At 71.0% G+C, this 26,594-nt stretch carries 26 protein-coding genes; 20 read left to right on the top strand and 6 right to left on the bottom strand.

Annotation, left to right across the window (positions count from 1 at the left end):
* Positions 1-4: 4 nt before the first annotated feature.
* Positions 5-1,288 carry a cytochrome P450 family protein gene (locus N5I75_RS03020; protein ID WP_476673976.1) on the bottom strand — a complete coding sequence of 428 codons (1,284 nt, stop codon included), beginning with the start codon at positions 1,286-1,288 and terminating at the stop codon, positions 5-7.
* Positions 1,289-1,329: 41 nt separating this feature from the next.
* Positions 1,330-2,685, bottom strand: coding sequence for a glutamine synthetase family protein (locus N5I75_RS03025; protein ID WP_476673978.1), 1,356 nt, complete (start codon positions 2,683-2,685; stop codon positions 1,330-1,332).
* A gap of 200 nt (positions 2,686-2,885) precedes the next feature.
* Between N5I75_RS03025 and N5I75_RS03030 the strand changes: the two genes are divergently transcribed.
* The 8 genes from N5I75_RS03030 (at position 2,886) to N5I75_RS03065 (ending at position 11,737) form a co-directional block, all read left to right on the top strand.
* Complete coding sequence (locus N5I75_RS03030) at positions 2,886-4,355, top strand: APC family permease (RefSeq protein ID WP_476673980.1); 1,470 nt, start codon at positions 2,886-2,888, stop codon at positions 4,353-4,355.
* A gap of 34 nt (positions 4,356-4,389) precedes the next feature.
* On the top strand, positions 4,390-5,130 hold the full coding sequence (locus N5I75_RS03035) for a gamma-glutamyl-gamma-aminobutyrate hydrolase family protein (protein ID WP_476673982.1): 741 nt from the start codon (positions 4,390-4,392) through the stop codon (positions 5,128-5,130).
* A 67-nt stretch (positions 5,131-5,197) separates the two neighbouring features.
* On the top strand, positions 5,198-5,806 hold the full coding sequence (locus tag N5I75_RS03040) for a cysteine hydrolase family protein (RefSeq protein ID WP_476673984.1): 609 nt from the start codon (positions 5,198-5,200) through the stop codon (positions 5,804-5,806).
* 535 nt (positions 5,807-6,341) lie between these two features.
* Complete coding sequence (locus N5I75_RS03045; RefSeq protein ID WP_476673986.1) at positions 6,342-7,790, top strand: pyridoxal phosphate-dependent decarboxylase family protein; 1,449 nt, start codon at positions 6,342-6,344, stop codon at positions 7,788-7,790.
* A complete protein-coding gene (locus tag N5I75_RS03050; RefSeq protein ID WP_476673988.1) occupies positions 7,787-9,340 on the top strand; it encodes a phenylacetate--CoA ligase family protein in 1,554 nt (517 codons plus the stop codon). Before N5I75_RS03045 ends, N5I75_RS03050 begins: the two co-directional genes overlap by 4 nt.
* Positions 9,341-9,379: 39 nt before the next feature.
* Entirely contained in the window at positions 9,380-9,814 is a 435-nt protein-coding gene (locus tag N5I75_RS03055; RefSeq protein ID WP_476673990.1) for a hypothetical protein, read from the top strand.
* Between the two features lie 64 nt (positions 9,815-9,878).
* Positions 9,879-10,715, top strand: coding sequence for a hypothetical protein (locus N5I75_RS03060; RefSeq protein ID WP_476673992.1), 837 nt, complete (start codon positions 9,879-9,881; stop codon positions 10,713-10,715).
* Positions 10,716-10,729: 14 nt separating this feature from the next.
* Entirely contained in the window at positions 10,730-11,737 is a 1,008-nt protein-coding gene (locus N5I75_RS03065; protein WP_476673994.1) for a hypothetical protein, read from the top strand.
* Positions 11,738-11,842: 105 nt separating this feature from the next.
* Here N5I75_RS03065 and N5I75_RS03070 read toward each other — a convergent pair whose 3' ends face one another.
* Positions 11,843-12,046: a cold-shock protein gene (locus tag N5I75_RS03070; RefSeq protein ID WP_361061943.1), complete on the bottom strand. Its 204-nt coding sequence runs from the start codon at positions 12,044-12,046 to the stop codon at positions 11,843-11,845.
* A 221-nt stretch (positions 12,047-12,267) separates the two neighbouring features.
* On the opposite strand from N5I75_RS03070, the gene ligA reads away from it, so the two are divergent.
* Complete coding sequence (gene ligA, locus N5I75_RS03075; RefSeq protein ID WP_476673996.1) at positions 12,268-14,367, top strand: NAD-dependent DNA ligase LigA; 2,100 nt, start codon at positions 12,268-12,270, stop codon at positions 14,365-14,367.
* A gap of 7 nt (positions 14,368-14,374) precedes the next feature.
* On the opposite strand, the gene N5I75_RS03080 is transcribed toward ligA, so the two are convergent.
* Positions 14,375-15,091 carry an MIP family channel protein gene (locus tag N5I75_RS03080; protein ID WP_476674718.1) on the bottom strand — a complete coding sequence of 239 codons (717 nt, stop codon included), beginning with the start codon at positions 15,089-15,091 and terminating at the stop codon, positions 14,375-14,377.
* A gap of 139 nt (positions 15,092-15,230) precedes the next feature.
* Complete coding sequence (locus N5I75_RS03085; RefSeq protein WP_476673998.1) at positions 15,231-15,737, bottom strand: cupin domain-containing protein; 507 nt, start codon at positions 15,735-15,737, stop codon at positions 15,231-15,233.
* Between the two features lie 140 nt (positions 15,738-15,877).
* On the opposite strand from N5I75_RS03085, the gene N5I75_RS03090 reads away from it, so the two are divergent.
* The 11 genes from N5I75_RS03090 to N5I75_RS03140 all read left to right on the top strand — a co-directional run bounded on the left by N5I75_RS03090 (position 15,878) and on the right by N5I75_RS03140 (position 25,844).
* Positions 15,878-16,312, top strand: a complete 435-nt coding sequence (locus N5I75_RS03090) for an RrF2 family transcriptional regulator (protein WP_476674000.1) — start codon at positions 15,878-15,880, stop codon at positions 16,310-16,312.
* Positions 16,309-17,241: a DsbA family oxidoreductase gene (locus tag N5I75_RS03095; RefSeq protein ID WP_476674002.1), complete on the top strand. Its 933-nt coding sequence runs from the start codon at positions 16,309-16,311 to the stop codon at positions 17,239-17,241. Before N5I75_RS03090 ends, N5I75_RS03095 begins: the two co-directional genes overlap by 4 nt.
* 399 nt (positions 17,242-17,640) lie before the next feature.
* Positions 17,641-19,197 carry an ABC transporter substrate-binding protein gene (locus N5I75_RS03100; protein ID WP_476674004.1) on the top strand — a complete coding sequence of 519 codons (1,557 nt, stop codon included), beginning with the start codon at positions 17,641-17,643 and terminating at the stop codon, positions 19,195-19,197.
* Positions 19,194-20,183 (top strand): ABC transporter permease, encoded by a 990-nt coding sequence (locus N5I75_RS03105; protein WP_476674006.1) that lies wholly within the window; start codon positions 19,194-19,196, stop codon positions 20,181-20,183. Before N5I75_RS03100 ends, N5I75_RS03105 begins: the two co-directional genes overlap by 4 nt.
* A 3-nt stretch (positions 20,184-20,186) precedes the next feature.
* Positions 20,187-21,077 carry an ABC transporter permease gene (locus N5I75_RS03110; RefSeq protein WP_476674007.1) on the top strand — a complete coding sequence of 297 codons (891 nt, stop codon included), beginning with the start codon at positions 20,187-20,189 and terminating at the stop codon, positions 21,075-21,077.
* Positions 21,074-21,946, top strand: a complete 873-nt coding sequence (locus N5I75_RS03115) for an ABC transporter ATP-binding protein (protein WP_476674009.1) — start codon at positions 21,074-21,076, stop codon at positions 21,944-21,946. The genes N5I75_RS03110 and N5I75_RS03115 overlap by 4 nt, the downstream gene beginning before the upstream one ends.
* On the top strand, positions 21,943-22,785 hold the full coding sequence (locus N5I75_RS03120; protein ID WP_476674011.1) for an ABC transporter ATP-binding protein: 843 nt from the start codon (positions 21,943-21,945) through the stop codon (positions 22,783-22,785). Before N5I75_RS03115 ends, N5I75_RS03120 begins: the two co-directional genes overlap by 4 nt.
* 26 nt (positions 22,786-22,811) lie before the next feature.
* Entirely contained in the window at positions 22,812-24,152 is a 1,341-nt protein-coding gene (locus N5I75_RS03125) for an LLM class flavin-dependent oxidoreductase (RefSeq protein WP_476674013.1), read from the top strand.
* The gene (locus N5I75_RS03130; protein ID WP_476674015.1) at positions 24,149-24,928 is read left to right on the top strand and encodes an alpha/beta hydrolase; all 780 of its coding nucleotides are present in this window, start codon (positions 24,149-24,151) and stop codon (positions 24,926-24,928) included. Before N5I75_RS03125 ends, N5I75_RS03130 begins: the two co-directional genes overlap by 4 nt.
* Positions 24,929-24,987: 59 nt before the next feature.
* A complete protein-coding gene (gene ssuE, locus N5I75_RS03135) occupies positions 24,988-25,536 on the top strand; it encodes an NADPH-dependent FMN reductase (protein WP_476674017.1) in 549 nt (182 codons plus the stop codon).
* Between the two features lie 86 nt (positions 25,537-25,622).
* Complete coding sequence (locus N5I75_RS03140) at positions 25,623-25,844, top strand: hypothetical protein (RefSeq protein ID WP_476674019.1); 222 nt, start codon at positions 25,623-25,625, stop codon at positions 25,842-25,844.
* A 15-nt stretch (positions 25,845-25,859) separates the two neighbouring features.
* On the opposite strand, the gene N5I75_RS03145 is transcribed toward N5I75_RS03140, so the two are convergent.
* Complete coding sequence (locus N5I75_RS03145) at positions 25,860-26,522, bottom strand: fasciclin domain-containing protein (RefSeq protein ID WP_476674021.1); 663 nt, start codon at positions 26,520-26,522, stop codon at positions 25,860-25,862.
* Positions 26,523-26,594: the final 72 nt, after the last annotated feature.

The following is a 26,594-nucleotide window of genomic DNA, read 5'->3' on the forward strand; positions in this document are numbered from 1 at the left end:
GGCGTCAGGTGAGCGCACCGTCAGGGCAGCTCCTTGATGCGTTCACGAAGTTGGGCGGACCCGGCGACGGACCGTCAGGCGCACGTCGCGAGGCGCGGATCAGCTCCTCGACATGATGCGGAGGTCCGGTACGGCGAGCAGGTTGCCAGGGCAGGGCACAGGTGCGGGCTGGGTCTATGCCGAAGGTGCACATGGTCGTTCGGGGTGCGCCCGGCACCGTCGAACGGGGCGTAGGGGTCGGGGAAACACGTCCTCGATCCGCGGTTGCCCGGAGGCGTACCACATGACGACCTGTCACCCTCCTTGAACGGTGCGCGAGTTCGGTGTCGCGGGTCGCGGTGCGGCCGGAAGTGGTAGACGGGCCGGGCGAGGGCCAGCGCAGGAACTCCTCGACGGCGGCCGGGATCAGCGCGGGCTCGCGGCGCAACAGGTCGAGCTGGTCGGGGTGTTCGGTGAGGGCCAGCATGGAGTGGCTGATGGCGTGGCGCGTCGTCTCGTTGCCCGCGACTACCAGGAGCAGGAAGTAGTTGTCGAAGTCCTGCGCGGAGAGCGGCACACCGTCGCGCGGGGTCTGGTTGACGAGCCGGGAGACCAGGTCGTCGCCGTCCTTGCCGTGGCGCTCCCGGGCCAGTTCACGCCCGTACGCGAAGACCTCGGTGGCGGCGGGGGAGCGGAACGGCAGGTCGCGGTAGCGCTCGCTGTCCGGGTCGGAGAGGAGCACGTCGGCGTAGTCGGGGTCGGTGTTGCCGATGAGCCGGTTGCCCCAGTCGATGAGCTGCCGGTTGTCCTCGGGCGGTACGTCGAGGAGCCGGGCGAGGACGTTGATGGGGAAGTCGGCGGCGACGTGCCGGACGAAGTCGAACTCCTTCAGGGGGAGCGCCGCGTCCAGGGTGCGGGCGGTCAGGCCGCGCAGGAAGTCGGTGTAGCGGCTGATGACGCTGTGCCCGAACTGCCGTTGCAGCAGGGCGCGCAGGGCGCGGTGGCGGACGCCGTCGAGCTCCAGGATCGAGGCGCGCTTGGCGATCTGGTCGTCGTCGACCTCTTCGAGGTTCACGAACCGCGTCGAGGTGAAGGTCTCCGGGTCCCGGTCGACGGCGACGATGTCCGCGTGCCGGGTCACCGCCCAGAACCCGGAGTTGGGCGCCGCCTCGGGCTGCCAGTGCACCGGGTCCTCGTGGCGCAGGGTGTGGAACATGCGCCAGGGCTCGCTGCCGTCGGTGAAGCGGTCGAGGTCGGTGAGGTCGACCGCGTCGAGGGGCAACGGCTCGACCTGGGCGGATGCCGTCATCGAGGCTCCTTCGTTCCTGTCGTTCCTGTCGTTCCCGGCGATCACAGGTGGTCGGCGTACTCGGCGAACTCCCAGTCGGTGACGTGGCCGTGGAAGCGGGCCACCTCGTCGCGCTTGTACGTGAGGTAGGCGGCGGTGAAGTCCTTGCCGAGGAGGTGGGTCAGGTCCGTGTCCGCCTCCAGGGCGTCGAGCGCGGCGGGCAGGCTCATCGGAAGCAGCGCCGCCCGCGCGGTGTCGTACCCGTACCCCTCCAGGGGCGCGGGCGGTTCGGCCGCGTCGGCGACGCCGAGCAGGGCCGCCGCGCACGCCCCCGCGACCAGCAGGTACGGGTTGGCGGAGGCGTCCCCGAGCCGCAGTTCGAGCCGGGCGCCCGCACCGCGCTCGGGCGGCACACGGACCATGGCGCTGCGGTTGTCGAGCCCCCAGTCGATCAGCCAGGGCGCGAGGGTGTCGGGGCCGAACCGCTTGTAGGAGTTGACCGTGGGGTTGAGCAGCGCGGCGAGCGCCGGGGCGTGCGCGAGGAGCCCGGCGACGGCGTGGCGCGCGGTGTCCGAGAGGCCGTACGCGCCCGCCGGGTCGTCGAAGGTGTTGCCGCCCTCGCCGTCGGCGGACGACAGGTGGAGGTGGAAGCCGGAGCCGCCCGCGTCGTTGAACGGCTTGGCCATGAAGGTGGCGAGCCTGCCCTCCTGGCGGGCGAGTTCCTTGACGGCGGACTTGAGGCGGAACGCCCGGTCGGCGGCGTCGAGGGCATCGGAGTGGCGCAGGTTGATCTCGAACTGCGCCCCGTCGAACTCGTGGTTGCCGGTCGTGATCCCGATGCCGAGATCGCGCAGCGGGCGCAGGACGCGCAGGAGGTGGTTGTCCGGGTCGGCGCGCAGACCGGCCGTGTAGACGGTGCCGGTCGCCGTGGAGTAGCGGCGCCAGCCGCCCGCCGCACCGGGCTCGGGATCACACAGGAAGTACTCCAGCTCGGGTCCGGCCACCGGGGCGAGGCCGTGCTCCGCGCAGCGCGCGAGGACCGTGCGCAGCAGGTCGCGCGGCGACTCCGCGGCGGGCGCTCCGGTCCGCGCGTCGGTGACGTCGCCGAGGCACGAGGCCACCCCCGGCTCCCACGGGAGCGGCGCCAGGGTCTCCAGGTCCGGCCTGACCAGCATGTCGGGCAGGCCCGCGTCCAGACCGCCCGCCACCGGCACGACGTCGCCGCGCGGGGTCGTGTGGTAGACGGCGCGGCAGAAGGCGAGCCCGTGCGCGCAGGCCGTCGGCAGATGGTCGAGCAGCACGTCGCGGGCGCGGTCCGTGCCGAGCAGGTCGGGGTAGACGACCCGGACCACGTCGATGCCCGCTTCCGTGAGCCGCTCGGTGTGCCGGCGGAGCCGGGTCGGATCGTGTGCGCTCACCGCTGCCTCCTCGGGAGCCGCTTGTTTGGTCCCAAACGGTAGGTCGACCGTAGGAACTCCGCGGGCTCCCGGCAAGCCCCGCGGCCCAACTCCACGCAGAACGGCGGGGATTGACCCCACCGGACGGCTCACCTATGTTGTTTGGCACCAAACGAACTTTCGGTCGTGTCCGGTGCCCCACCGACCACCGAGGAGCCGGGATGTCGGCCCAGACCCCGCAACAGCCCGTCACCGAGCGCCGCCTGAGGCCCAACGCGCTGGGCGTCGTCGGCGTCCTCTTCCTCGTCCTGTCCGCACAGGCCCCGCTGACCGGGATAGCGGGCGCCGTACCGCTCTCCGTCGCGCTCGGCAACGGACCCGGCGTCCCGGCCGCCTACGTCGCCGCGGGCGCGGTCGTCCTGCTGTTCTCCGTCGGCTTCGTCGCGATGAGCCGCTACGTGGTCGACCCCGGCGCGTTCTACACGTACATCGGCACGGGGCTCGGCCGGGCGGCGGGCACGGGCAGCGCCGCCGTCGCCCTCTTCGCGTACTGCACCATCCAGGCCGCGATGTACGGCCTGTACGGCGCGACCGTCGCCCAGCTCATGGACGTCCACGCGGGTCCGGACTGGCCGTGGTGGGTGTGGGCCCTGCTCACGATGGCCCTCGTGCAGGTGCTCGGGGTCGCCGGGATCGACATGGGCGCGCGCGTCCTCGCCGTGTTCGTGGTCGCCGAGACCAGCATCCTGCTGGCGTTCGCCCTGGTCACGCTGGTGCAGGGCGGCGGTCCCGAAGGGCTCGGCATCACCGACAGCTTCTCGCCGTCCGCCGCGCTCGACGGCGCGCCCGGGGTGGCCATGATGTTCGCCGTCGCCTCGATGTTCGGCTTCGAGGCGACCGCCATCTACGGTGAGGAGGCCCGCGAACCGGCCCGGACCGTGCCCCGCGCCACCTACCTCTCCATCACGCTGATCACCGCGTTCTTCGCGCTCACCTCCTGGATGGTGATCTCCGCCCACGGCGCCTCGCACGCCGCGGACGCCGCGGGCAGCGCCCTGGAGAGCGGCGACTCCTCGGCGTTCGTCTTCCAGCCCATCGAGGACCTCTTCGGCGCCTGGGCGGGCGACCTGCTGCCCGTGCTCCTCGCCACCTCCCTCTTCGCCGGCATCCTCGCCTTCCACAACTCCGCCAACCGCTACCTCTTCGCCCTGGGCCGCGAGCGCCGCCTCCCGCACGGTTTGAGCGGCCTCAACCGGCGCGGCGCGCCCTGGGCCGCCGGTGTCGTCCAGACGGCGCTCGCGGTGCTCCTCGTCATGCCCTTCGCGCTGGCGCACAAGGACCCGGTCGTGACGCTGTTCTCCTGGTTCAGCGGTGTGGCCGTCCTCGCGATCATGCTCCTGTACTTCCTGACGTCCGTCTCCGTCGTCGTCTTCTTCCGCCGCGCCCGCCTGGACCGTCGCCCGTGGAACACCGCCGTCGCGCCCGCCCTGGGCGCCCTCGGCATCGCCGGGGCGATCTGGCTCGTCCTGGACAACCTCACCACCCTCATCGGTGGCGACCGCACCACCGCCACCTGGCTCGCGCTGGCCGTCCCCGCGGTCTGGCTCCTGGGCGCCGCCGCCCACCTTCTCCGCCCGGGCACGCCCACGCCCGCGCGCTCCGCCCACCCGGAGGACCCGCCCTTGACCTGAACCCCCTGCACCGAACTCCCCCCGAGGAATGCCTGTGACCCGTCCCGTCCCCCCAGCCCGTCCCCTCATCGCCATCCCCGCCCGCTTCGCCGTCTCCACGTCCGCGCTGCGCCACGCCGCCGAGGTCGTCGGGCGCGCACTGGTCGAAGCCGTCTGGCGGGCGGGCGGCGAGCCTGTGACCCTCCATCCGCACGCCCCGAACGGCAGCTGCGACCCCGCGCTCGTCGCCGACCGCTTGACGCGCTTCGACGGCGTCCTCCTGCCGGGCGGCGGCGAACTGGCCACGGGCCGCTACGGGGCCGCGCCGGTCCATGGCACCCCCTACGACGCCGACGCCGAGCAGGACGGATTCGACCTGGCCCTGGTCCACCACGTGCTCCGCACCGAACTGCCGCTCCTCGCGATCTGCCGCGGCCTCCAGGCAGTCAACGTGGCGCTGGGCGGCACCCTTCAGGAGCACCTCGCGGGCTGGCGGCGCGAGCACCACAACCTCGTCCACCAGGTCACCGTCGAGCCCGCGACCCTCCTCGAACTGAGCATGGGCGCCCAGGTGGTCACCGCCTCCTGCCTGCACCACCGCCGGGTGGACCGGGTGGGCGCGGGCCTGAAGGTCAGCGCGCAGGCGGCCGACGGCACCCGCGAGGCGCTCGAACTCCCGCACCGGCGCGCCTGGTTCGCGGGTGTGCAATGGCACCCGGAACACACGGCCGTGCACGACCCGGCCCAGCAGGCGCTGTTCGAGGCGTTCGTGCGGGCGACGGGGGTGCCCCGGTGACGTCCTCTCCGGCAACGACAGCAGCGGCACCACGGAACGCACCCACAGCCCGAAGGGAAACCTCACCATGAAACGTGCCCTCGTGGTCATCGACGTCCAGAACGAGTACGTCACGGGCGCCATGCCCATCGCCTTCCCGGCGCTCACCGAGAGCCTCGGGAACATCGCCGTCGCCATCGACACGGCCGTCCAGGAGGGCGTCCCGGTCGTGGTCGTGCAGCACGCGGCCCCGGCGGGCTCACCCATGTTCGCGCGCGGCTCCCACGGGTTCGCCCTGCACGACGTGGTGGCGGCCCGGCCGCACGACCACCTCGTGGAGAAGACCCTGCCGTCGTCGTTCGCCGGCACCGACCTCGACGCGTGGCTGCGGCGCGAGGGTGTCGACACGCTCACCATCGTCGGCTACATGACGCAGACCTGCGACGAGTCCACCGCCCGCGACGCCGTGCACCGCGGCTACCAGGTGGAGGTGCTCGCGGACGCCACCGGCTCCCTGCCGCTCGCCAACCGGACGGGGACGCTGTCGGCCGCGCAGATCCACCACACGGTCCTCGTGGTCCTGCAGTCGTTCTTCGCCTACGTCGCCTCGACTGCCGAATGGGTCGGTGCCGTCCGCACGAAGACACCTCTCGGCCGCCCGGACTTTGCGGCTGCGACAGACGCGGGACACGCTTAGGCCAAAGGCTGACTTTATGTCAGCATGGGCCCCGGCGCACTTCGCCGGGGCCCATCCTTATGCAAGCGCTTGAACTTCGAATAAATGTCCTATGTGCCGGTCGGTCATGGCCGGAAAACGCGTCGGAAAAGACGGCCCGCCGATCACGGGGCCGCGCCCGGTGTCCGGCGGGAAACGGCGCCCTCCGGATACCGCTTGCGTTCGGTTCCCCACGACCGCCTGCGGGTTCCACTGTCATATGCGGCGGAATCAGTAATTCTCCTTGCCTGAATACAGCGCCTGACTCGGGCGCGTACATGACAGGCGGCTCCGTCGCTCCTGCGCGGCGATCGGGCCAGATCAAGATAGTAGAAGGCGAATTGTATATTTCCGTGTCACGGGGATCTACGGTGGTGCCGCTCCACTGCTCCTGGCCCCCTGTCCCCGGGCCGACTGCTTTCGTTGCGTTCTAAACCATTCGGCAGCCGGTAGGGAATGTGCGAGGGAGGCCCCTGTGACGGAATCGCTGCACAGTGGATTGTTGCACAGTGGATTGTTGATCGAGGCATTTGATGTACAACAGTTCAGGGAAAGCGCCGAATCCGTTCTCGCCAAACTGGAGAAGCACCTGGCCGATCTCTCCATCCGCGGCCTCGAACTGATCGAACCCGCCCAGCTGACCCGGGCGGCGCGGGCGCTGATGACCAAGGAGCGCGAGCGGCCCGCCGCGTTCGACGAGGCGCGGCTCTCGGAGATCGTCGACCTCTACCTCAGGACCGGCATCCAGGTGCACTCGCCGGGCTACATGGGCCGCCAGTTCTCCGGCGTCGTCCCGCTCTCCGGGGTCGTCGACTTCGTCGGCTCCGTCGTCAACCAGCCCTCCTCCTTCTACGAGGCGGGGCAGCTGCCCAACGTCGTCGAGCGCATCATGGCCGACGAGCTGAACAAGTTCATCGGCTACGAACCCGGCACCTTCGCCATGGTGACCACCTCCGGCGGCTCCCTGGCCAACCTGACCGCCCTGCTCACCGCCCGCAACAGGGCTTTTCCCGGGGTCTGGGCGCGCGGCAGCTCGGAGCTCGCGGGCCCGGCCAGGCCCGCGATCGCGGTCGGCGCCGACACCCACTACAGCGTCGCGCGGGCCGCCGGCATCCTCGGCATCGGGGAGGACCGCATCGTGCGCCTCCCGCTCGACGCCGCGCGCCGCATCGACGCCGCCCGGGTCCGCCCCGCCCTGGACGAGGCCGCCCGGCAGGGGCTCAACGTCTTCTGCCTGGTCGCCTCGGCGGGCACCACGCCGGTCGGCGCCTTCGACCCGCTCGACGCACTCGCCGCCGTCGCCCGCGAACGCGACCTGTGGCTCCACGTGGACGGCGCCCACGGCGCGAGCCTGCTCGTCTCGGACGACCTGCGCCACAAACTGCGCGGAATCGACCAGGCCGACTCCCTCGCCTGGGACGCGCACAAGATGATGTTCGTGCCCGCGCCGTGCACCCTGCTTTTCTACAAGGACCGGAACGCCAGCCGGGACGCATTCCGGCAGACCGCGAGCTATGTGTTCGACGCCCAGCCCTCCGTGTACACCGAGCTGGACAGCGGAGACAAGAACTTCGAATGCACGAAACGCCCCATGATCATGAGCCTATGGGTGCTCTGGGCGATGTACGGACCGGCCCTCTTCGCCGAGAAGATCGAATACCTGTGCCGGTTGACGAGGTACGTCCACGCGATCCTGGAGGAACAGCCGGACTTCGAGACCGTGCACCGGCCCGAGGCGAATATCCTCTGCTTCCGTTACCGGCCGGAATGGATCGGCGAAAAAGAGGTGGCCGATTTCCAGGTACAGATAAGGGACCGGATCAAACACCGCGGGCAATTCTTCATCTCGAAAGTGGACGTCGACGGAGTGGCCGCCCTCCGCGTGGTCATGATGAACCACCAGATCACCACCGGGCACTTCCATATGCTGCTCGACGAGATACGGAAGGCAGGAAAAGCACAGTGACGGACACGTATGCGGCCACGACGCCACCCGCCGACGTCCAGGCCATGGTCGACTGGCTCATCCCGGACGCCGAACTGACGCCGCACAGCGCCGAAGCGGTGACGCACCTTCCGCCCTTCGCCGAGAAGATGCGCGAATGCGAACGGATCTGCGGGCAGCCGTACAGCGAGATCCCCCACCAGATCCAGGACGCCCTGGTCCTGCGCCGACTGCAGCAGATGATCCACACCATCCGGCTCAACCCGCTCTGGCGCGCCCGCCTCGACGCCGCCGGGGTGATCAGGCCGCCGGAGAGCTACAAGGAGTGGCAGCACATCCCGCTCTCCGACAAGGAGACCCAGCGCGACCTCTTCATGGGCAGCCGCGAGGGGCTCGTCGTCCCGCACGGCGGCGGCGGGTTCGAGGTCGTCGCCAGCGGCGGCACCACCACCGGCAAACCGCTGGAGACCGTGTACTCGCTGCGCGAACTCCGCGACACCTACGAGGTCGCGGGCCGCTTCCTGGGCGCCTACCAGCTCGCCGGCCACCTCGCGGGCGGCGATCCCAAGTGGCTCCTCACCACGCTCGCCGACTACCAGATGTGGAGCAGCGGCACCATGGTCGGCGGGGTGCTGCAGAGTGTGCCGGGCGTGAACTACATCGGCGCGGGACCCGTCACCGCCCCCGTCCTGGAGCACCTCTTCTCCTACCGCGGCCCGAAGGCGCTCATGGGCATCTCGGCGGGCATCGCCATCCTCGCCGAACTGGGCGCGGGCATGAGCCAGCAGGCCAGGGAAAGCTTCCGCGTCGCGCTCTACGGCAGCGGGGTCCTCGCCCAGCGCAACCGCGCCGAACTCAAGGCCCTCTACCCGAACCTGGCGATCCTCAGCTACTTCGCCGCCACCCAGGCCGAGACCATCGGGCTCCAGCTGGACGAGGAGAGCCCCGCCCTGACCGCCGTACCGGGCCTGCACTTCATCGAGATCGTCGACGAGGCCGGGTACTGGGTCCCCGAGGGCGAGGAGGGCGAGCTGGTCGTCACCCGGCTGCACGCCCACGAGGCGCCGCTGCTGCGGCTGAAGCTCGGCGACCGCATGATCCGCAGGCCGCGCCTGGACGGACCGACGGGGCCCAAGGCGCTGCAGTTCGAGTTCGCGGGCCGCACCGGCGACATCCTGCACCTCAACGACAGCCAGTACTCCGCGGTCCGCGCGTACGGCGCGCTGCGCGACGAACTGAAGGCCGCCGGCGTCGTCGACCTGGACCAGTCGGCCCACGAGATCCAGTTCGCCAACCACCGCGAGAACCGGATCCTCACCCTGTACGCGGCCGTGGACGACGTGCTCGGCCTGACCTACCGCGTCGACTCCCTGCTCGGCACCGAAGGGCTGCACAAGGTGCTCGTCACCGCCCTGCCGCGCTCCCTGTCCCTGTTCAACGACGGCGAGGCCAACCCCGCCTCGATCGCGAAGACCGGCTACCGGCTGCAGATCAGCTTCGTGCCCCGCCACTCGCCCGACATCCAGCGCACGGCGGTCGGCAAGGTGCCGCTGGTCCGCGACCACACCTGAGAGTCCGTCCCGCACCGAAGACACCCGCAGGAGGAACGAGTGGCATACAAACCGCAGGTCAACATCATCGCCGTGGTCGATGTCATAGGTGCCCTCTCCGGAGGGACCCTGCTCAACGGCAACCTCTGCATGATGGACAACAGCGACCACGACAGCACCGGCCAGGGCACGCCGTACCTGTGCACCGCCGTCCGCCCCGGGCAGGTCGTGCAGTGGACCGTCACCGCCGTCGACCTGCAGACGCCGGTCGAGATCAAGAGCATCACCTTCCTCGGACAGAACGGCGACGAGGCGGTGCCGGGCGAGCGCGTCTCCGAGAGCGACGGCGACACGCTCGACCTGGCGCACTGGGCGGGCATGGTCCCGCCCACCCTGGCCCCGGGCACGCCGCACAAGTACCGCTTGGAGCTGCAGATGTACGAAGGCGCGCACAGTGTGCTGCACATCGACTCGCCCGCCCTCATCGGCGTGTGAGCGGGGGCGAGCGGCTCAAGAGCGCCCGGCCGACCGGCGACCAACCAGAACGACGAGGTGAAGCATGGCTCAACAGCTGGCGATCATCGTGCTCGTGGACATCGGCAACGCCCTGGAGAACAACACCCTGCAGGGCAACACCTATCTGTTCGACAACATGAAACTGCACGGCTCGGAGGGACAGGGCACCGGCGATCTCGTCACCGCCATCCACGGCGCCTACTGGCGCGACGGCTCCCAGGCCACCGAGCAGGTGCTCAACTGGCTGCCCTACAGCCTGGGTTCGATCCCGCCGACCGTGCCGCGCGGCTACGAGGCGGACCGGGCCCGGCAGAGCGACGCCCGGGCTCTCGAGGAGCTGGACGAACTCACGGCCAAACCCGGCGCCCTCAGCTCGGACCCCGCGGCCGACCTGCGCAAGATCCGCCAGACCGTCGGCACCCGGGTCAGGACCACCCGGCGCACCAAGGGCCGCCTCTCGGGCCAGAAGGTCCTCGACGTCACCGGTGAGGTCGTCACCGACGCCACCGCGGGCGCGTACAGCTACCCGGGCCCCGTGATCACGGACATCTACGGCCAGGCCGTCGACGAGAAGATCATGTACCCGGCCGAGTACGGCTCCCCGGACCTGGTCACCGACGGCTGGTACTGGTCCGCCACCGTCGACTCCTCCCGGCCGGGCACGTACGCGTACACGATGCGCATCCAGCTCCACAAGCTGGTCGTGCGGGGCGGCGAGTCGCTCTGGGAGCCGGTGAACATGACCTGCGAGTCCAAGCTCAAGGTTACCAGCCAGCCCAAGGTCAACGGCTTCACGGGGGCGGGCCTCGGCCTGCTGCCGATCCCGCCGTCCACCCGGGGATCCGCCTACGGGTCCGGTCCGCACGACACCACCGCCTAGCCGAGGAGCGGCAGATGACCACCAGGAAGAGGCTGGAGACCAACGTCGGCAAGCGCCCCATCTCGATCACCGCGGTGGTGGACGCCGTGGGCGCCCTCGCCACCGGCACCCTCCACGGCAACCTGTACTTCTACGACACCAACAAGGCCGGCGGCTCCACCGGGTTCGGCACCGAGGAGCTGCGCACCCGCGTCCGCGCCGGCGACCAGCTCCTGTGGGGCGTGCTCGCCCTGGAGTGCGAGGCCTACCTGGCCATCGACGGCATCATCGTCGACCCCGAGCTGATCGAGCCCGAGCGCCGGGTCTACCCCGGCACCGACGTGGCGTACTGGATCGGGACGGTGAAGAAGAACACCACGGGCGCGGTCCCGTACCAGATCAAGTTCAAGGTCGGTTCCCGGGACGAGGCGCTCACCACCCCGCTGTCCCGAGCCTCGTCGGCTAGCCCAGGAGGAGCGATGAGTACGAGCACAGCCCCGCGCACCAGCGGTCTGGAACAGAAGCAGAACCCGGGCCAGCTGAACTCGGTCCAGCTCAACATCGTCACCCTCATCGACATGGAACGGGCGACGGCGACCGGCTCGCTCAATGACTCGATGTGGATGGTGGACAACAGCATCGGCGGCGACGGCCAGGGCACCAACCATCTGCAGACGGTCTGCAAACAGGGGCAGGTCCTGAACTGGATCATCCGCCCCATCGACATGGAGAAGCGGCTCGACAACACCTGGCCGCCCATGCCGAAGATCAACAGCATCGTCTTCCTCGACACCGAGTCCGGGGACGAGGAGGACGTGGCCGAGCGCAAGATATTCACCGAGCTGAAGATCTATGGAGCACCGGACCGCATGCGCGACAAGTTCACCCCGGTGTACTACTACTGGGCCGGCACCATCCTGAGCACCGCCAGGCCCGGCCTGTACCGCTACCGCCTGGTCCTGGAGCTGGAGCAGGAGAACACCCGCGAGAAGCTCTACCTGAACACCACCCAGCACCCCTCGATCCGCGTCCTCGCGGTGTGAGCGGTTCTTCCGGTGTGAGCAGTTCTTCCGGTGTGGGCGGATGACACAGCGGGGCGGGGCGGCCGAAGCCGTCCCGCCCCGCTGTGCGCGTCACGCCGTGGTGGCTCAGCCGCGGATGATGTTCTCCGCCTGCGGGCCCTTCTGGCCCTGCGTGATGTCGAAGGTGACCGTCTCGCCCTCGACCAGCTCACGGTAGCCGTTGCCGGAGATGTTGCTGTAGTGGGCGAACACGTCGGGGCCGCCCCCGCTCTGCTCGATGAAGCCGAAGCCCTTTTCGGAGTTGAACCACTTCACGGTGCCGCTGGCCATACTGCTGTCCTTCTTCTCACGCCCGAACTCGGGCGAGCTTGAATGGTCAGGCCGCGCTCCCAAGATCGGGATTGCGCCCTGATCCGTCCTACCCCCGTTCGATCGCCGTCACACCAACCGATCTGAACTCCGGACAGTAATCGCGCAGTGGCGAGCGGTGCGGGCGGCCCCGTCGCGCCCTCCGAGGGGGATTGTCAGTGGTGGGCGGCAGGATGGAGGGCATGACGACGACTTCTGCCGTTCCTTCCGCGCTGCCCGCACACCCGGCACTCTCGGACGCCGCCGCCTACGCCCAGGCGGTCGAGGAGGCCACAGCGGCCGCCGCCGCGTACTACGAGGGCGGCACCTCGCGCCTCGACGACGACGCGTACGACCGCCTGGTGCGCGCCATCACCGCGTACGAGGACGCCCACCCGGAGCAGGTGCTTCCGGACTCGCCGTCGGGGAAGGTCGCGGGCGGCGCGGTCGAGGGGGACGTGCCGCACACGGTGCCCATGCTGAGCCTGGACAACGTGTTCTCGGACGAGGAGTTCACCACCTGGACCGCGTCCCTGGAGCGGCGCATCGGCCGCGAGGTGGCGTCCTGGAACGTGCAGCCGAAGCTCGACGGGCTCGCGATCGCCGCCCGCTACGAGGACGGCCGCCTCGCCCGCCTGATCACCCGGGGCGACGGCACCGCGGGCGAGGACGTCTCGCACGCCATCGGCACCGTCGAGGGGTTGCCCGCCGAGCTCCCCGAGCCGGTCACGGTCGAGGTGCGCGGCGAAGTGCTGATGACGACCGCCCAGTTCGAGTACGCCAACCAGGTGCGCACCGAACACGGCGGCGAGCCGTTCGCCAACCCGCGCAACGCTGCGGCGGGCACCCTGCGCGCCAAGGACCGCGCGTACACGGTGCGGATGACGTTCTTCTGCTACGGGCTGCTCCCGCTGCCCGGCACCGGCGAGGCGCTCACCACAGAGCTGACCGAGGCGGCGCACGGCGCGCTGATGGACCGCGCGGCCGGGTACGGCATCAACACGCCCGCCAGTACGCGCGTCGCGGGCGTCGTCGTCCCCACGGTCGAGGAGGTCCTCGCGCGGGTGAAGGAGATCGCCGCGCTCCGCGCCGAGCTGCCCTTCGGCATCGACGGGATCGTCGTCAAGGCCGACCTCGCCGCCGACCAGCGGGCGGCGGGCAGCGGCTCGCGGGCGCCGCGCTGGGCCGTCGCCTTCAAGCTCCCGGCCGTCGAGAAGATCACCAAGCTGGTCGGCGTGGAGTGGAACGTGGGGCGCACCGGCATCATCGCCCCGCGCGCGGTGCTCGAACCCGTGGAGATCGACGGCTCCACCGTCACCTACGCCACCCTGCACAACCCGGCCGACATCACCCGCCGCGACCTGCGCCTGGGCGATCACGTCATGGTCTACAAGGCGGGCGACATCATCCCTCGCATCGAGGCCCCCGTCGCGCATCTGCGCACCGGCGAGGAGCAGGAGATCGCCTTCCCCGCCGAGTGCCCGCAGTGCGGCTCCGGCATCGACACCAGCGAGCAGCGCTGGCGGTGCGAGCGCGGCCGCAACTGCTACCTCGTCGCCTCCGTCAGCTACGCGGCCGGGCGCGACCAGCTCGACATCGAGGGCCTCGGCCACACCAGGGTGGTGCAACTGGTCGAGGCGGGGCTCGTGGAGAGCCTGCCCGACCTGTTCGACCGCCTGACGCGGGAGCAGCTGCTCGGCCTGGAGCGGATGGGGGAGACCAGCACCGACAACCTGATGGCCGCCCTGGAGGCCGCGAAGCGGCAGCCGCTCTCCCGGGTGCTCTGCGCGCTCGGCATCCGCGGCACGGGGCGCTCCATGTCCCGCCGCATCGCCCGGTACTTCGCCACGATGGACCTCATCAGAGCCGCCGACGCGGAGGCGATGCAGCGGGTCGAGGGGATCGGCGCGGAGAAGGCCCCGGTCATCGTCGCGGAGCTGGCCGAGCTGAGCGGGCAGATCGACCGGCTCGCGGCCGCCGGGCTCTCGATGACCGAGCCGGGCGCCACCCCGCCCCCGCCGCCCGGGGAGGCGGAGTCCGAGGCCGACGCGGGCCCGCTCGCCGGGATGAAGGTCGTCGTCACCGGCGCGATGACCGGCCCCCTCGCGGAGCTCTCCCGCAATCAGATGAACGAGCTGATCGAGCGGGCCGGCGGCAAGTCCTCGGGGAGCGTCTCGAAGAACACCAGCCTCGTCGTCGCGGGTGAGGGCGCCGGCTCCAAGCGCGCCAAGGCCGAGTCCCTCGGTGTCCGCCTCGCCACCCCCGACGAGTTCGCGGGGATGGTCGCCGGTCTGATCGGGTGACGGGCCCTCAGGCCGCCGCCACCTCGTCGGCGATCAAGCGGTCCTCGCCCGCCGGGTGCGTCACGTGGTGGACGAGGGCCGCGAGCAGACCGCCGACCAGCGGCGCGACGATGAACAGCCACAGCTGCGACAGCGCGGAACCACCGGCGAACAGGGCCGGGCCGAGGCTGCGCGCCGGGTTCACCGACGTGCCCGTCAGCGGGATGCCGATGAGGTGGATGACGGCGAGGGCGATACCGATCGGCAGGCCGTCGAAGCCGACGACCGCGACCCGGTGCGTCACCCCGAGCACCACGAAGACGAGGAGGAAGGTCAGGACGACCTCGGCGAGGAACGCGCCGCCGGTGTTGATGTGCACCGCGGACCGGTCCCCGTAGCCGTTGCTGCCGAAGGCGCCGTCGGCCTGGAATCCTGGCACCTGCTTGGCGAGCAGGAAGAGCAGCGCCGCCCCGGCGATACCGCCGACGAACTGCGCGATCCAGTAGCCGATGGCGGTGGCCACGTCGATGCGGCGGGCGCACAGCATGCCGAGCGTCACCGCCGGGTTGACGTGGCAGCCGGAGATCGGCCCGAGCGCGTAGGCGAGGGCGAGCAGCACGAAGCCGAAGGCGAGCGCGATGCCGAGGGTGCCGATGAACTCGACCCCCAGGACCGCGCAGCCCACGGCGAAGAAGACCAGAAGCAGAGTCCCGAGGAACTCCGACACCAACGCCCGTGTGCGCATCGCCATCGCCACCACCCTCACCTACGTCGATTTCACTCGTGTCGTAAGGAGAGCGTCGGCCGGACGGGGCAGGGGCGCCTGCCGGGGGCGGTGCCGCGGGGCCGAAGGGGTGAAGATCCGGGTCCTTGTCGGCCGCGCCTCAGGCGTCCTGAACCGGCAGCGCGTGCAGCTTCGGCAGGTTCACGACGATCGCCTCCTGTGTGCTGCGCGCGATGACGACGACGGCCTCGTCGGCCGGGTCCGGGTTCTCCTCGCGGTGCGGCACGTACGGCGGTACGAAGATGTAGTCGCCCGGCGAGGTGCGGAGGCGGATCTCCTTCTCCCCGTCGCCGGTGTCCTCCAGGAACACGAACTCGGGGTGCCCGCTGACCACGTAGATGGCGGTCTCGGACTCGCCGTGGTGGTGGTCGGAGGAGGAGGTCGACGGGGCGACGTGTGTCTGGCCCATCCACAGCTTCTCCGAACCGACGGCCCGCCCGCTGACGGCGGCGAACCTGCGCATACCGCCCGTCTGCGCCGTGTCGCCGTCCAGGGCGTCGGCGCGGATGTGGTGCAGACGGCTCCGCAGCGGGGCCGCCGAGACGTCCGGGGCGTCGTGGAGGTGGGGGTGGAAACCTTCGCCGGGGGTGGTCAGCGGATCGCTCATGGCCGGGACGCTAGAGCGCCCGCGAAAAGGATGTCAAGAGGTGTCCATTGGCTCTCACCTGCGGCAATGTTCCCGCAACAAAGCGGTGGGGGAGGGCGGGGCGCCTTGTCGTGGCCGATGGTTCGGGCATGATGGGGCGCATGCATATCTCCGCGAAGGCGGACTACGCCACGCGGGCGCTCCTGGAGCTCGCCCGCGCTCCCGAACACCCGCTGACTTGTGAGGCCATCGCCTCCTCGCAAGGGGTCCCGTTCCGTTTCCTGAAGTCCGTCGTCGGCGAGTTGCGCAAGGCCGGTCTGGTGCGCAGCCAGCGCGGCTGCGAGGGCGGCTACTGGCTGGGCCGCCGCGCCGGGGAGATCACCCTCCTCGATGTCGCGCGCGCCGTCGACGGCGACCTGCTCACCCTGCGCGGCGCGCCGCTCGACGGCCTGGACTACCCGGGCGCCGCTGCCGGCCTGCCCGACGTGTACCGCCGCATCGAGGCCGACGCGTCGGCGGTCCTGGCCGGGGTCACCCTGGCCTCGCTGCTGCCGGCCGGGGCGCGCGAGACGGAGCCGGACAGGAGCGCCGCGTGACCTCGGCCGACCCGGCGGAGCTCGAAGTCGTCGAGTACACCGACCCGTTCTGCCCGTGGGCGTGGGGCTCGGAGCCCGCGTTCCGCCGGTTGCGGGCGGCGCTCGACGGGCGGGCCCGCTGGCGCCGCGTCTACGGCATCCTCTTCGACGACGACGATGACCAGCCGCCCGATCCGGTGGCGGAGGTCCGCTGGTACAACGGCTACATCGAGCGGATCAGCGCCCACACGAAGGCGCCGCGCCCGGCCCTGATGTCCAGCGTCCCGGCAAGCTCCTGGGACGCGTCCTTCGTGGCCAAGGCGGCCGAGGAGCAGGGCGAGCACGTCGCCGACCGGGTGCTGCGGCGCCTGCGTGAGGTCATGTTCCTGCACGGGCACCCTCCCGTCTCCCTCGACAGCGCCATGTCCGCCGTGGAGGGGGTGCCGGGACTGGACGCGGACCGGCTGCGGGCCGACGCCGCGTCCGACGCCGTGCGCGAGCGCGTGCGCGCCGACTGCGCCGAGACGCGCAGACCGGTCCCCGAAGCGCTGCGGGCCGACGCCGGTTCGCCGCACCCGGGCGCGGCCAAGGAGACCCAGGACGGCCAACTCCGTTACGCCATGCCGACGTTGCTCTTCCGTACGCCGGTCGGCCATCGCCTCGTACCCGGCTGGCGCCCCTACGAGGCGTACGCGGCGGCGGTCGGGGAGCTGTGCCCCGGCCTGCTGCCGGAGACCGCGCCACGGCTGCCCGCGGCCGAGGCGCTGCGCCACTACACGAGCCTCACCGGGCCCGAGGCCGAGGCGCTGACGACCGGTCCGTGGCCGCCGCCCGGGGCGCTGCGGTACGACACGGCGGGCGGCCCGCTGTGGTCCCTGCCGGACAGCGGGCACCGCGCCCAACCGCTGGACGCGCCCGTGACCAGCGAAGGAAGTCCGTCCGCCGAATGAGACACCTTTTGGTGTCCATTGACACGGGCCGATGACCGGCCCCAGGATGTGGCACATGCTTACGACGCACCCCGGTGTGGTGTGCCGCTACGTGGATCTGCGGCGCACCTGTAGCGCCCTCTGTCGCTGAACCGACCGAGTCCACCGTCTCCGCGCTGCCCGCGCGATGCACCGGCCGAGCGCGAACTCCCCTCGCGCGGCCGCTTCTTCACTCCGCACTTCGCACTTCGCATTCCGCAGGAGTGACGCCCCGTTCTTCCGGTCCACCCCGTGACCCGCTGACGCCCGCGCCCCGCTCCGTCGTGCCCACATGCCCGTGCGCGACGACCCGCGTCCGTGCCGGTCCCCGGGGTGCCGCCGCTCGCCCGCGCCTTCGTGGGCCCTCGACGAAAGAGAACCATGTCCGGACGCCGCACGCCCCGCCGCCCCGCCCGCCCCGCCGCCCGGCTCCGTACCGCAGGTCTCGTGACCGGCCTGGCCGCCCTCCTCGTACCGGCTCTCGGCGCCTGCGGCGGCGACGCCGCGGGGGCCGGCGGGGGCTCCGCCCTGAAGTGGACGTCCTCCTACTTCCCGACCCACTGGGACCCGGTCGTCGGCGGCAGCGGCGCCCAGTTCCGCGAACTCGCTCTCGTGTACGCCTCGTTGACGCGCACCGACGAGAAGGGCGACGCGGTGCCCGACCTCGCCGAGAGCTGGGAGTACAACGCAAAGGGCGACCAAATCACCTTCCATCTGCGCTCCGGACTGAAGTTCAGCGACGGCGAACCGGTGGACGGCGCCGCGGTGAAGGCCGCCGTCGAGCGGGCCAAGAAGCAGAAGAACTCCGCCCTCTTCGGTGACCTGACCTCGATCGAGTCGGTGGAGGCGAAAGGGCTCGACGCGGTGGTCCGGCTCAATCAAGTCGACTACCAGATACCGCAGTTGTTCGGGCAGCGCGTCCTGCAGATCGCCAGCCCCAAGGCGGCGAGGTCCCCGGCGAAGCTCGACCAGAACCCGGTCGGCGCGGGCCCGTTCACCGTCACCCAGATCGTCCCCGGCACCAAGGCGGTCCTGAAGAAGAACCCGGAGTACTGGGACGCCGACAACATCCACATCGACACCGTCGAACTGACCTCGGCGCCCGACGCCGCCACCGTCATCTCCGGCCTCCAGACCGGCGTCTACAACTTCGCCGACATCGAGCCGAGCCAGGCGAGCGCCGCGAAGAAAGCCGGCCTCGACGTCTTCGTACAGCCCGGCTTCAACGCCTCCAACATCAGCCTGAACATCAACAGGAAGCCGTTCGACAACGACAAGGTCGTCGACGCCGTCCGCTACGCGGTCGACCGCCAGGAGTTCGTCGACAAGCTCACCTTCGGCTACGGCGAGACCACCGACCAGCCGTTCCCCAAGGGCTACGTCGCCTACGACCCGCAGTCCGAGAACGCCTACCCGCACGACGTGGCGAAGGCGAAGAAGCTGCTCGCCGAGGCGGGGTACAAGCCGGGCGACCTCAAGCTGAAGCTCGTCATCCCCGCCGAGGACCCGCAGGCCGAGATCGTCCAGTCGCAGCTCGCCAAGGTCGGCATCACCGTCGACATCAAGATCGACAAGAACTGGGCGACCCCGTTCTTCGCCAAGGACCTCACCTTCTCCCTCTACTCGACGACCGGCCGCGACTCCGCCGCGCAGACCCTCACCGCGCACTTCGGCCCGAACGGCCCGCTGAACCTCTCCTCGCCCTACGAGCCCGACGGCTTCGAGGCCGCCATCGCGAAGGTGCGCAAGACCCCGCTCGACGCCGCCGACTACGCCAAGACCCTGCAGGCGGCGACGCGGGCGGGACTGGAGAGCAAGGCCCTCGTCTTCACGTACTCCCAGCCCAACCTCATCGCCAAGAGCAAGTCGATCTCGAAGCTGCCCGCCAACCCGGCCCACATCGACTGGACCGGCGTCACCATCGGCGGCGCCAAGTGACGGCCGAACCCGCCCGCACCCGCCACACCCTGGGCCGCGTCGGTGTCGCTCTCGGACGCTCGGTCGCCCTCTTCGTCCCCGTCTTCCTGGTCGCCACCTTCGTGACGTTCGCGCTGCGCTCGCTCAGCGGGCTCAGCCCGGCGCGCATCCAGCTGGGCGAGGAGGCGACCCCGGAGGCCGTCGCCCGCGTCGAGGCGGAGTGGGGCCTCGACCGGCCCTTCCTCGTCCAGTACGGGGACTGGTTCCACGGCATCCTCCACGGCGACCTCGGCACCAGCTGGACCAACGGCGCCGACATCTCCACCCTCATCGGTGCCGGACTCGGCGTCAGCCTGTCGGTCGCGACGTTCGCGCTCCTCATCGGCGTCGTGGCCGGCTTCGCCCTCGGCACGCTCGCCGCGCTGCGCCGCACCACCTGGATCGACCGGGCCGTCACCGGCTTCGTCACCGTCATCTCGGTCATGCCCGCGTTCGTCGTCGGCATCGTCCTGGTCGCCGTGTTCGCCGTCGGACTCGGCCTGTTCCCGTCCGCCGGGTACGTGCCCGCCGCGCAGGGCGTCGGACCGTGGCTCGCCCACATCACCCTGCCCGCGCTCGCCCTGAGCTTCGACGTCGTCGCGGACGTGGCCCGGCAGTTGCGCACCAGCCTCATCGCCGCGTACAGCGAGAACTACGTGACCGGAGCCGTCGTCCGGGGCCTCGGCCCGCGCCGGATCTTCTTCGGCCACGTCCTGCGCAACGGCCTCGGCCCGACCCTCGCCACGCTCGGCCTGAAGTTCCCCGCCCTGGTCGGCGCCTCCGTCGTCACCGAGTGGATCTTCGGCCTCCAGGGGTTCGGGCGGTTCGCCAACGACGCCGCCCAGTCCGGAGACGTACCCGCCGTGCAAGGCGTCCTCGTCGTGTCGATCGTCCTGGTCGTCACCTTCAACCTGATCGTCAACCTCGTCCTGGCCCGCGTGACACCGGCCTCGCAGAGGGGAGTGTGAACCGTGGTGCGCCGCGTCCTCAGCCTGACCTCCGGACGGATCGCCGTCACCGTCCTCACCGCCGTCGCCCTGCTCGCGGTCCTCGGCCCGCTGCTCGCCCCGCAGGACCCGCTCGCCGCCAGCACCCACACCCTGGCGGACGCCTCGTCGGCGCACTGGCTCGGCACCGACTACCTCGGCCGCGACACCTTCAGCCGCCTCCTCGACGGCTCCCGCGTCAGCGTCCTCGGCTCCCTGGAAGTCGCCGTCACCGCGCTGGTCGTGGGCGCGATTCCCGGCATCCTGTCGGTCTACCTGGGGCGTGCCTTCGAGTGGGTCACCCTGCGCCTGACCGACACCCTCGTCGCCCTGCCGTTCCTGCTGTTCGCCGTCGCGGTGATCGCCCTGCTCGGCAACGGCATCACGCAGGCCATGCTCGTCACCGGCGTGCTCGTCTCGCCGCTGTTCTACCGGGTGGCCCGCGCCGCGACCCTCACCGTCGCCCGTTCCCCGTACGTCGAGGCGGCGCTCGTCTCGGGCGCCTCGCTCGGCTGGATCGTCCGACGGCACGTGTGGGCGAAGGTGCTGCCGCCGCTCGCGGTCGCCCTCGCGCAGACCATCGGCGTCGGCTTCGTCATCGTCTCCTCGCTCACCTTCCTCGGCATCGGCGTTCAGCCACCCGCCCCGACCTGGGGCGGACTGCTCGCCTCCGACCTCGCCTACCTCAGCCACCAGCCGTGGGCGCCGGTCGCCCCCGCCCTGCTGATCATGGTGACGGTCTGGGCCGCCAACCTGCTCGCCGACGCCATACGGGACGTCTCCGGCGAGGCGGGCCGCGCCCTCGTCAACCGCCGCAAGGCCCGCGCCCACCGCACCGACTCCGCCGAACCCGTCACCGCAGGAGGTGCCCGATGAGCCAGAAGACCCTCGCGGAGCCGTTCGCCGCGACCTCACCACCGGCCTTCACACCGACGCCCCCCGTGCTCGCCGTACGCGACCTGCGCATCAGCGACCTCGCCCATGACCGCGAGATCGTGCGCGGCGTGAGCTTCGAGCTGACCCCGGGAAAGACCGTCGGCATCGTCGGCGAGTCCGGCAGCGGCAAGACCCTCACCTGCCGCGCCGCCCTCGGCATCCTGCCCCCGCACTTCGACATCACCGGCGGCTCGGTCGAGATCGCCGGCACCGACATCACCACCCTGACGCAGTCCCAGTGGACCGAACTGCGCGGATCCACCATCAGCGCGGTCTTCCAGGACCCCGCCTCCTACCTCAACCCCTCGATCCGCGTCGGCGCCCAGCTCGCCGAGGTCCTGCGGGTGAAGCTGGGTCTTGGGCGCCGCGAGGCCCGCGAGCGCGCCGTCGAGCTGCTGCGCGCGGTCCACCTGCGCGACCCCGAACTGGTCCGGGGCCAGTACCCGTACGAGCTCTCCGGCGGGATGCTGCAACGCGTCCTCATCGCCGCCGCCATCGCCGCCCAGCCGCGCGTCCTCATCGCCGACGAGGCCACGACCGCGCTCGACGTCACCGTGCAGGCGGAGATCCTCGACCTCCTCGCCGACCTGCGCGAAGCAAGCGGGCTCGCGCTCGTCGTCGTCTCCCACGACCTCGCCGTCGTCGCCCAGCTCTGCGACGAGGTGCTCGTCATGCGCCAGGGCGAGGTCGTCGAGCACGGGCCGACCCGCACGGTCCTGCACGAGCCCCGCCACGCGTACACCCGGCTGCTGATCGACGAGCACGAGAGCTACGGCCTCGACACGTTCCGTACGAAGGAGGACGTGTGAGCGGCGGAGAGGTGGGCCCGGCCCCGGTCCTGGAGATCACCGACCTCGATGTGCACTACGGGTCCCGGAGACGCCGCCGCCAGGCGCTGCACGGCGTCTCGCTGAGCGTCGCGCCGGGTGAGACCGTCGGCCTCATCGGCGAGACCGGTTCCGGCAAGTCCACCCTCGCCCGCACCGTCCTCGGCCTGGTCCCGGCGACGAGCGGATCGATCACGGTCGGGGGAGCGGACGTCACCTCCTACAGCCGTCGGCAGTGGCGCGAGCTGCGCAGGAGCGGCGTCGTGCAGTACGTGTTCCAGGACCCGCTGCGCAGCCTCGACCCGGACCTCACCGTCGAGGACTCGCTGAGCGAACCCCTCCTCGTCCAGGGCGTGACCTGCGCCGACACCGCCGCCCGCGTCCGGAGCTTCCTCGGCCGGGTCCGCCTCACCGAGGACCTGCTCGGGCGGCTGCCCGGCGAGCTCTCCGGCGGCCAGCGCCAACGCGTCGCCGTCGCACGGGCGTTGGTCACCGGGCCCCGCCTCGTCATCCTCGACGAACCCGTCAGCGCCCTCGACTCCGCCAACCGCGTCGCAATCCTGGAGATCCTCAAAGAACTGCGCGCCGAGGGCACGGCGCTCGTCCTCATCTCGCACGACCTCGGCTCCGTGGCCGGGGTCGCCGACCGCATCGCCGTCCTGTACCGGGGCGAGCTCGTCGAGACCGCCGCCGCCCGCACCCTCGTCAACGAGCCCCGGCACCCGTACACCCGCCTCCTGCTCGGCTCGGCCCCCACTCTGCACGGCGCCCCGGCCGACCGCGCGGAACGGGACGCGCTGCGCGCCCTGCTGCACACCTGATCCTTCACACAGACAGGAACACACACATGCCCCGCAAGAAGATCCACCTCGCGCTGCATCCGTACGGCGTCGGCGGCCCCGGCCAGCACGGCCTGTGGAAGGACCCGCGCGTCGCGAAGAACGCCAGCATCGACATCAACTACTACATACGGCTGGCTCAGGCGGCCGAACAGGCCCTGTTCGACGCCCTGTTCATCGTCGACAGCCAGTTCATCAACGCGACCTACCCCTCGCACTACCTCAACCGGCTCGAACCCCTCACTCTCCTGTCGGCCGTCGCCACGCACACCCGGCACATCGGCCTCGTCGGCACGGCCAGCTCCACGTACAACTCGCCGTTCAACCTCGCCCGCCGCTTCGCCTCCCTCGACCACATCAGCGGGGGCCGCGCCGGCTGGAACGTCGTCACCAGCTTCGACACCGGGACCTCGAAGAACTACGGCCTCGACGAACACCTCGACTACGCGACGCGCTACGGGCGCGCCCTGGAGTTCGTGCAGGTCGCGCAGGGGCTGTGGGACTCGTACGAGGACGACGCGTTCCCCGCCGACGTCGAGCGCAACGTCTTCCTGGACCCGGCCAAGCTGCACGCGCTCGACCACGAGGGCGAGCACTTCAAGGTCGCCGGGCCGCTCAACATCTCGCGCTCGCCGCAGGGCAGGCCGGTGATCTTCCAGGCCGGGGTCTCCGAGGAGGGCCGTGACCTCGCCGCGCGCGTCGCCGAGGGCATCTACGCGCCGGGCGGGCCGCTCCAGCAGGCGCAGGAGTACTACGCCGACATCAAGCGCCGCACCGCCGCGTACGGCCGCGACCCCGAGCACATCAAGATCTTCATCCACGGCGGCCCGGTCGTGGCGTCGACCGACGAGGCCGCACGCCGCCGCGAGCGGGAGATCTTCGAGGAGGACAACGACTTCGACCGCCACCTCGCGCTGCTCGGCCGCTCCTTCGGCGCCTACGACTTCAGCGTGCACGACCTGGACGCGCCGTTCCCGGACGTCGCGCACCTCGCCGAGAAGGGCGGACGCACCGGAGCCGCGAAACTCATCGAGCGGGCGAAGGCGGAGAAGCTGACGCTGCGTCAAGTGGCGCAGTCACTGGCCGAGTCCCGTCGCTCGCCGTTCGTGGGGGCGCCGGAGACCGTCGCCGACCGCATCGAGGAGTGGTTCGACGCCGGCACCTTCGACGGCATCAACCTCGCCTTCCGCACCGAGGAGGAACTGGAGCTCTTCGTCGACGGCGTCGTGCCGATCCTCCAGAAGCGCGACCTGTTCCGCACCGCGTACGAGGCCGACACCCTGCGCGGCAACCTCGGCCTGCCGATCCCCGCCAACCGCCACACCGTCACCGCAGGAGAGACCGCATGAGCGAGTACACCGACCACTTCGCGCCCGAGGGGCTGCTCACCCGGGGCACCGTCGTCGTGGTGCCGGGCCGGGGCGAGACCCGGGCCGCCTACGACCGGCTCGGCAAGCGCCTCGCCGCCGACGCCTACCGGGTCCGGGTCGTCGACGCGGCGGAGTTCGACGCCACCGACGCCGACGGCCTGCCCGCGGCGCTGGACACGTTCGGCGCACGCATAGCCGCCGCGGTCCCCGCCGAGGACACCGCACGGCCCCTCGTCCTCCTCGGCTCCGACACGGGCGCCGCCGCGCTCGCCGCACTGTCCGGCCGCGCGGACGGTGTCCCGGGCCTGCGCCCCGACGCCCTCGTGCTCGCCGGGCTCCCCGGCACCGGCGCCGCCGCCACCGGCACCACCTGGGACGAGGAGCTCGACGTACGGACGACGTGCCCCACGCACCGCGGCGTCCTCACCGACGACACCCAGGTGCGGCGCGGCGCCCTCGACGCCCCCGTACCGGGCGCCCTCGTCGACGCGGCCCACGCCACCGGCTCCGAACTGCCGCACCTGCTGCTCGTCGGCGACGGCGACCCGCTCGCCGACCACGACGCCCTCACCGGGCTCGCCAAGACGCTGCCGAGCGCCCGCCTCGCCGTCGTGCACGGCGCACGGCACGACGTCCTCAACGACCAGCAGCACCGCTCGGTGGCCGCCGAGATCGTCACGTTCCTGGAGGCGCTGCGGGCGGCGGGTGACGGCGCTCCGGCGCCGCTGCTCTCCGTCCGGAACAGCTCCTGGTAGGTCCCGCTCCGCGCCTCTCCGGTCCACCGCACGCCGCACCGAACCCGAAAGGTTCCCCCATGGCCGCAGTCCTCACCGTCTCCGGAAGTCCGTCAGCCACCTCACGCACCGGCCGCCTCCTGCGCCACGTCGACGCCCGGCTCGTCGGGAGCGGCCACGACGTGAGCGCGCTCGACGTCCGTGACCTGCCCGCCGACGCGCTGCTCCGGGCCGACTTCGGGCATCCGGCGATCGTCGACGCCGCCGAGCGGTTCGCCCGCGCGGACGGCGTCGTCATCGGCACGCCCGTCTACAAGGCGGCGTACAGCGGGCTGCTCAAGGCGCTGCTCGACCTGCTCCCGCAGTACGCCCTCGCCGGGAAGACCGTCCTTCCGCTCGCCACCGGCGGCAGCGTCGCGCACGTCCTGGCCATCGACTACGCGCTGCGCCCCGTCCTGACGTCCATGGGGGCGGCGCACATCGTGCCCGGCTGGTTCACCCTGGACAAGGACATCACCGTGGAGGACGGGCGCACGGTCATCGCACCGGCGTCCGCCGCGGCCCTGGAGCAGGCCGCCGACGTGTTCTCGGCCGAGCTGAGGGGGCGGGTGAGCGTTCTCACGTCGTAGCCCGGGCTGCGGTTTTGGACACACCCGGGGTGTGTCTGGCAAGGTCGCCCGTCCGTTGCCCTTTGCAGACCGGAAGGAGTGGCGCGGTGACCGAGGTGAGCACGCGCAGTGTCCAGGAGGCCGTCGCGGTGGAGCAGCTGCGCGCGAGCACGACGACGCTCGACGTCCCCCAGGGCCTCGACCTGTGGCGGCCCGAGGACATGGAGGACTGGCTGAGCGAGGTGGAGGACGACCCGGACGTCTCGGACAGCGACTTCTACGAGGCGCGCCAGGCCGTCCACCGCGTGCTCGGCAGGGACGGCGACTGAGTCACCGTGCCCGCCTCAGCTCTTCGGCATGAGCACGGAGTCGATGATGTAGACGTTGGCGTTGGCGGTCTTCACGTTGCCGCAGACCACGTTCGCCGAGTCGTTCACCTTGTAGGACTCGCCGGAGCCCGACGTGGTCAGCTTCGACTTCTCCAGCGTCTCGAACGAGCCCTTCTCCAGGTCCTTCGGCGTCAGCTTCTGGCCCACCACGTGGTAGGTGAGCACCTTGGTGAGCATGGCCTTGTCGTTCAGGACCTTGTCCAGATCGGCCTTGGGGATCTTGGCGAAGGCGTCGTTGGTGGGCGCGAAGACGGTGATGTTCTCCGCGTTGTTGAGGGTGTCGACGAGGCCCGCCTTCTTCACGGCGGAGACGAGCGTGGACAGCGCGGGGTTGTTCGAGGCGGCGGTGGCGACAGGGTCCTTGGCCATGCCGTCGAAGGAGCCCGCGCCGTCCTTCGGCACGGACGAACAGCCCGGCCCGAACGGCTCGGACATCGACCCCATGGAGTCGGAGGGGCTCGCCATGTCCGAGCCGGTGTCCGACCCCTTGGAGGCGCCCGCGGAGGCGCTGTCGGACGCCTTGTCCTTGGAGTCGCTGTCCGAGCAGGCGGTCAGGGCCAGGGGCAGGACGGCGCTGACGGTGACGGCTACGGCGATACGACGGATTCCGGTACGCATGGCAACTCCTCGACGAGTCGGTGCAACTAGCTGGTTCGCAAAGGCGATCTGCCTTCGTCGTGGGTATTCCGG

This window comes from Streptomyces sp. R818 (genome assembly GCF_056172735.1).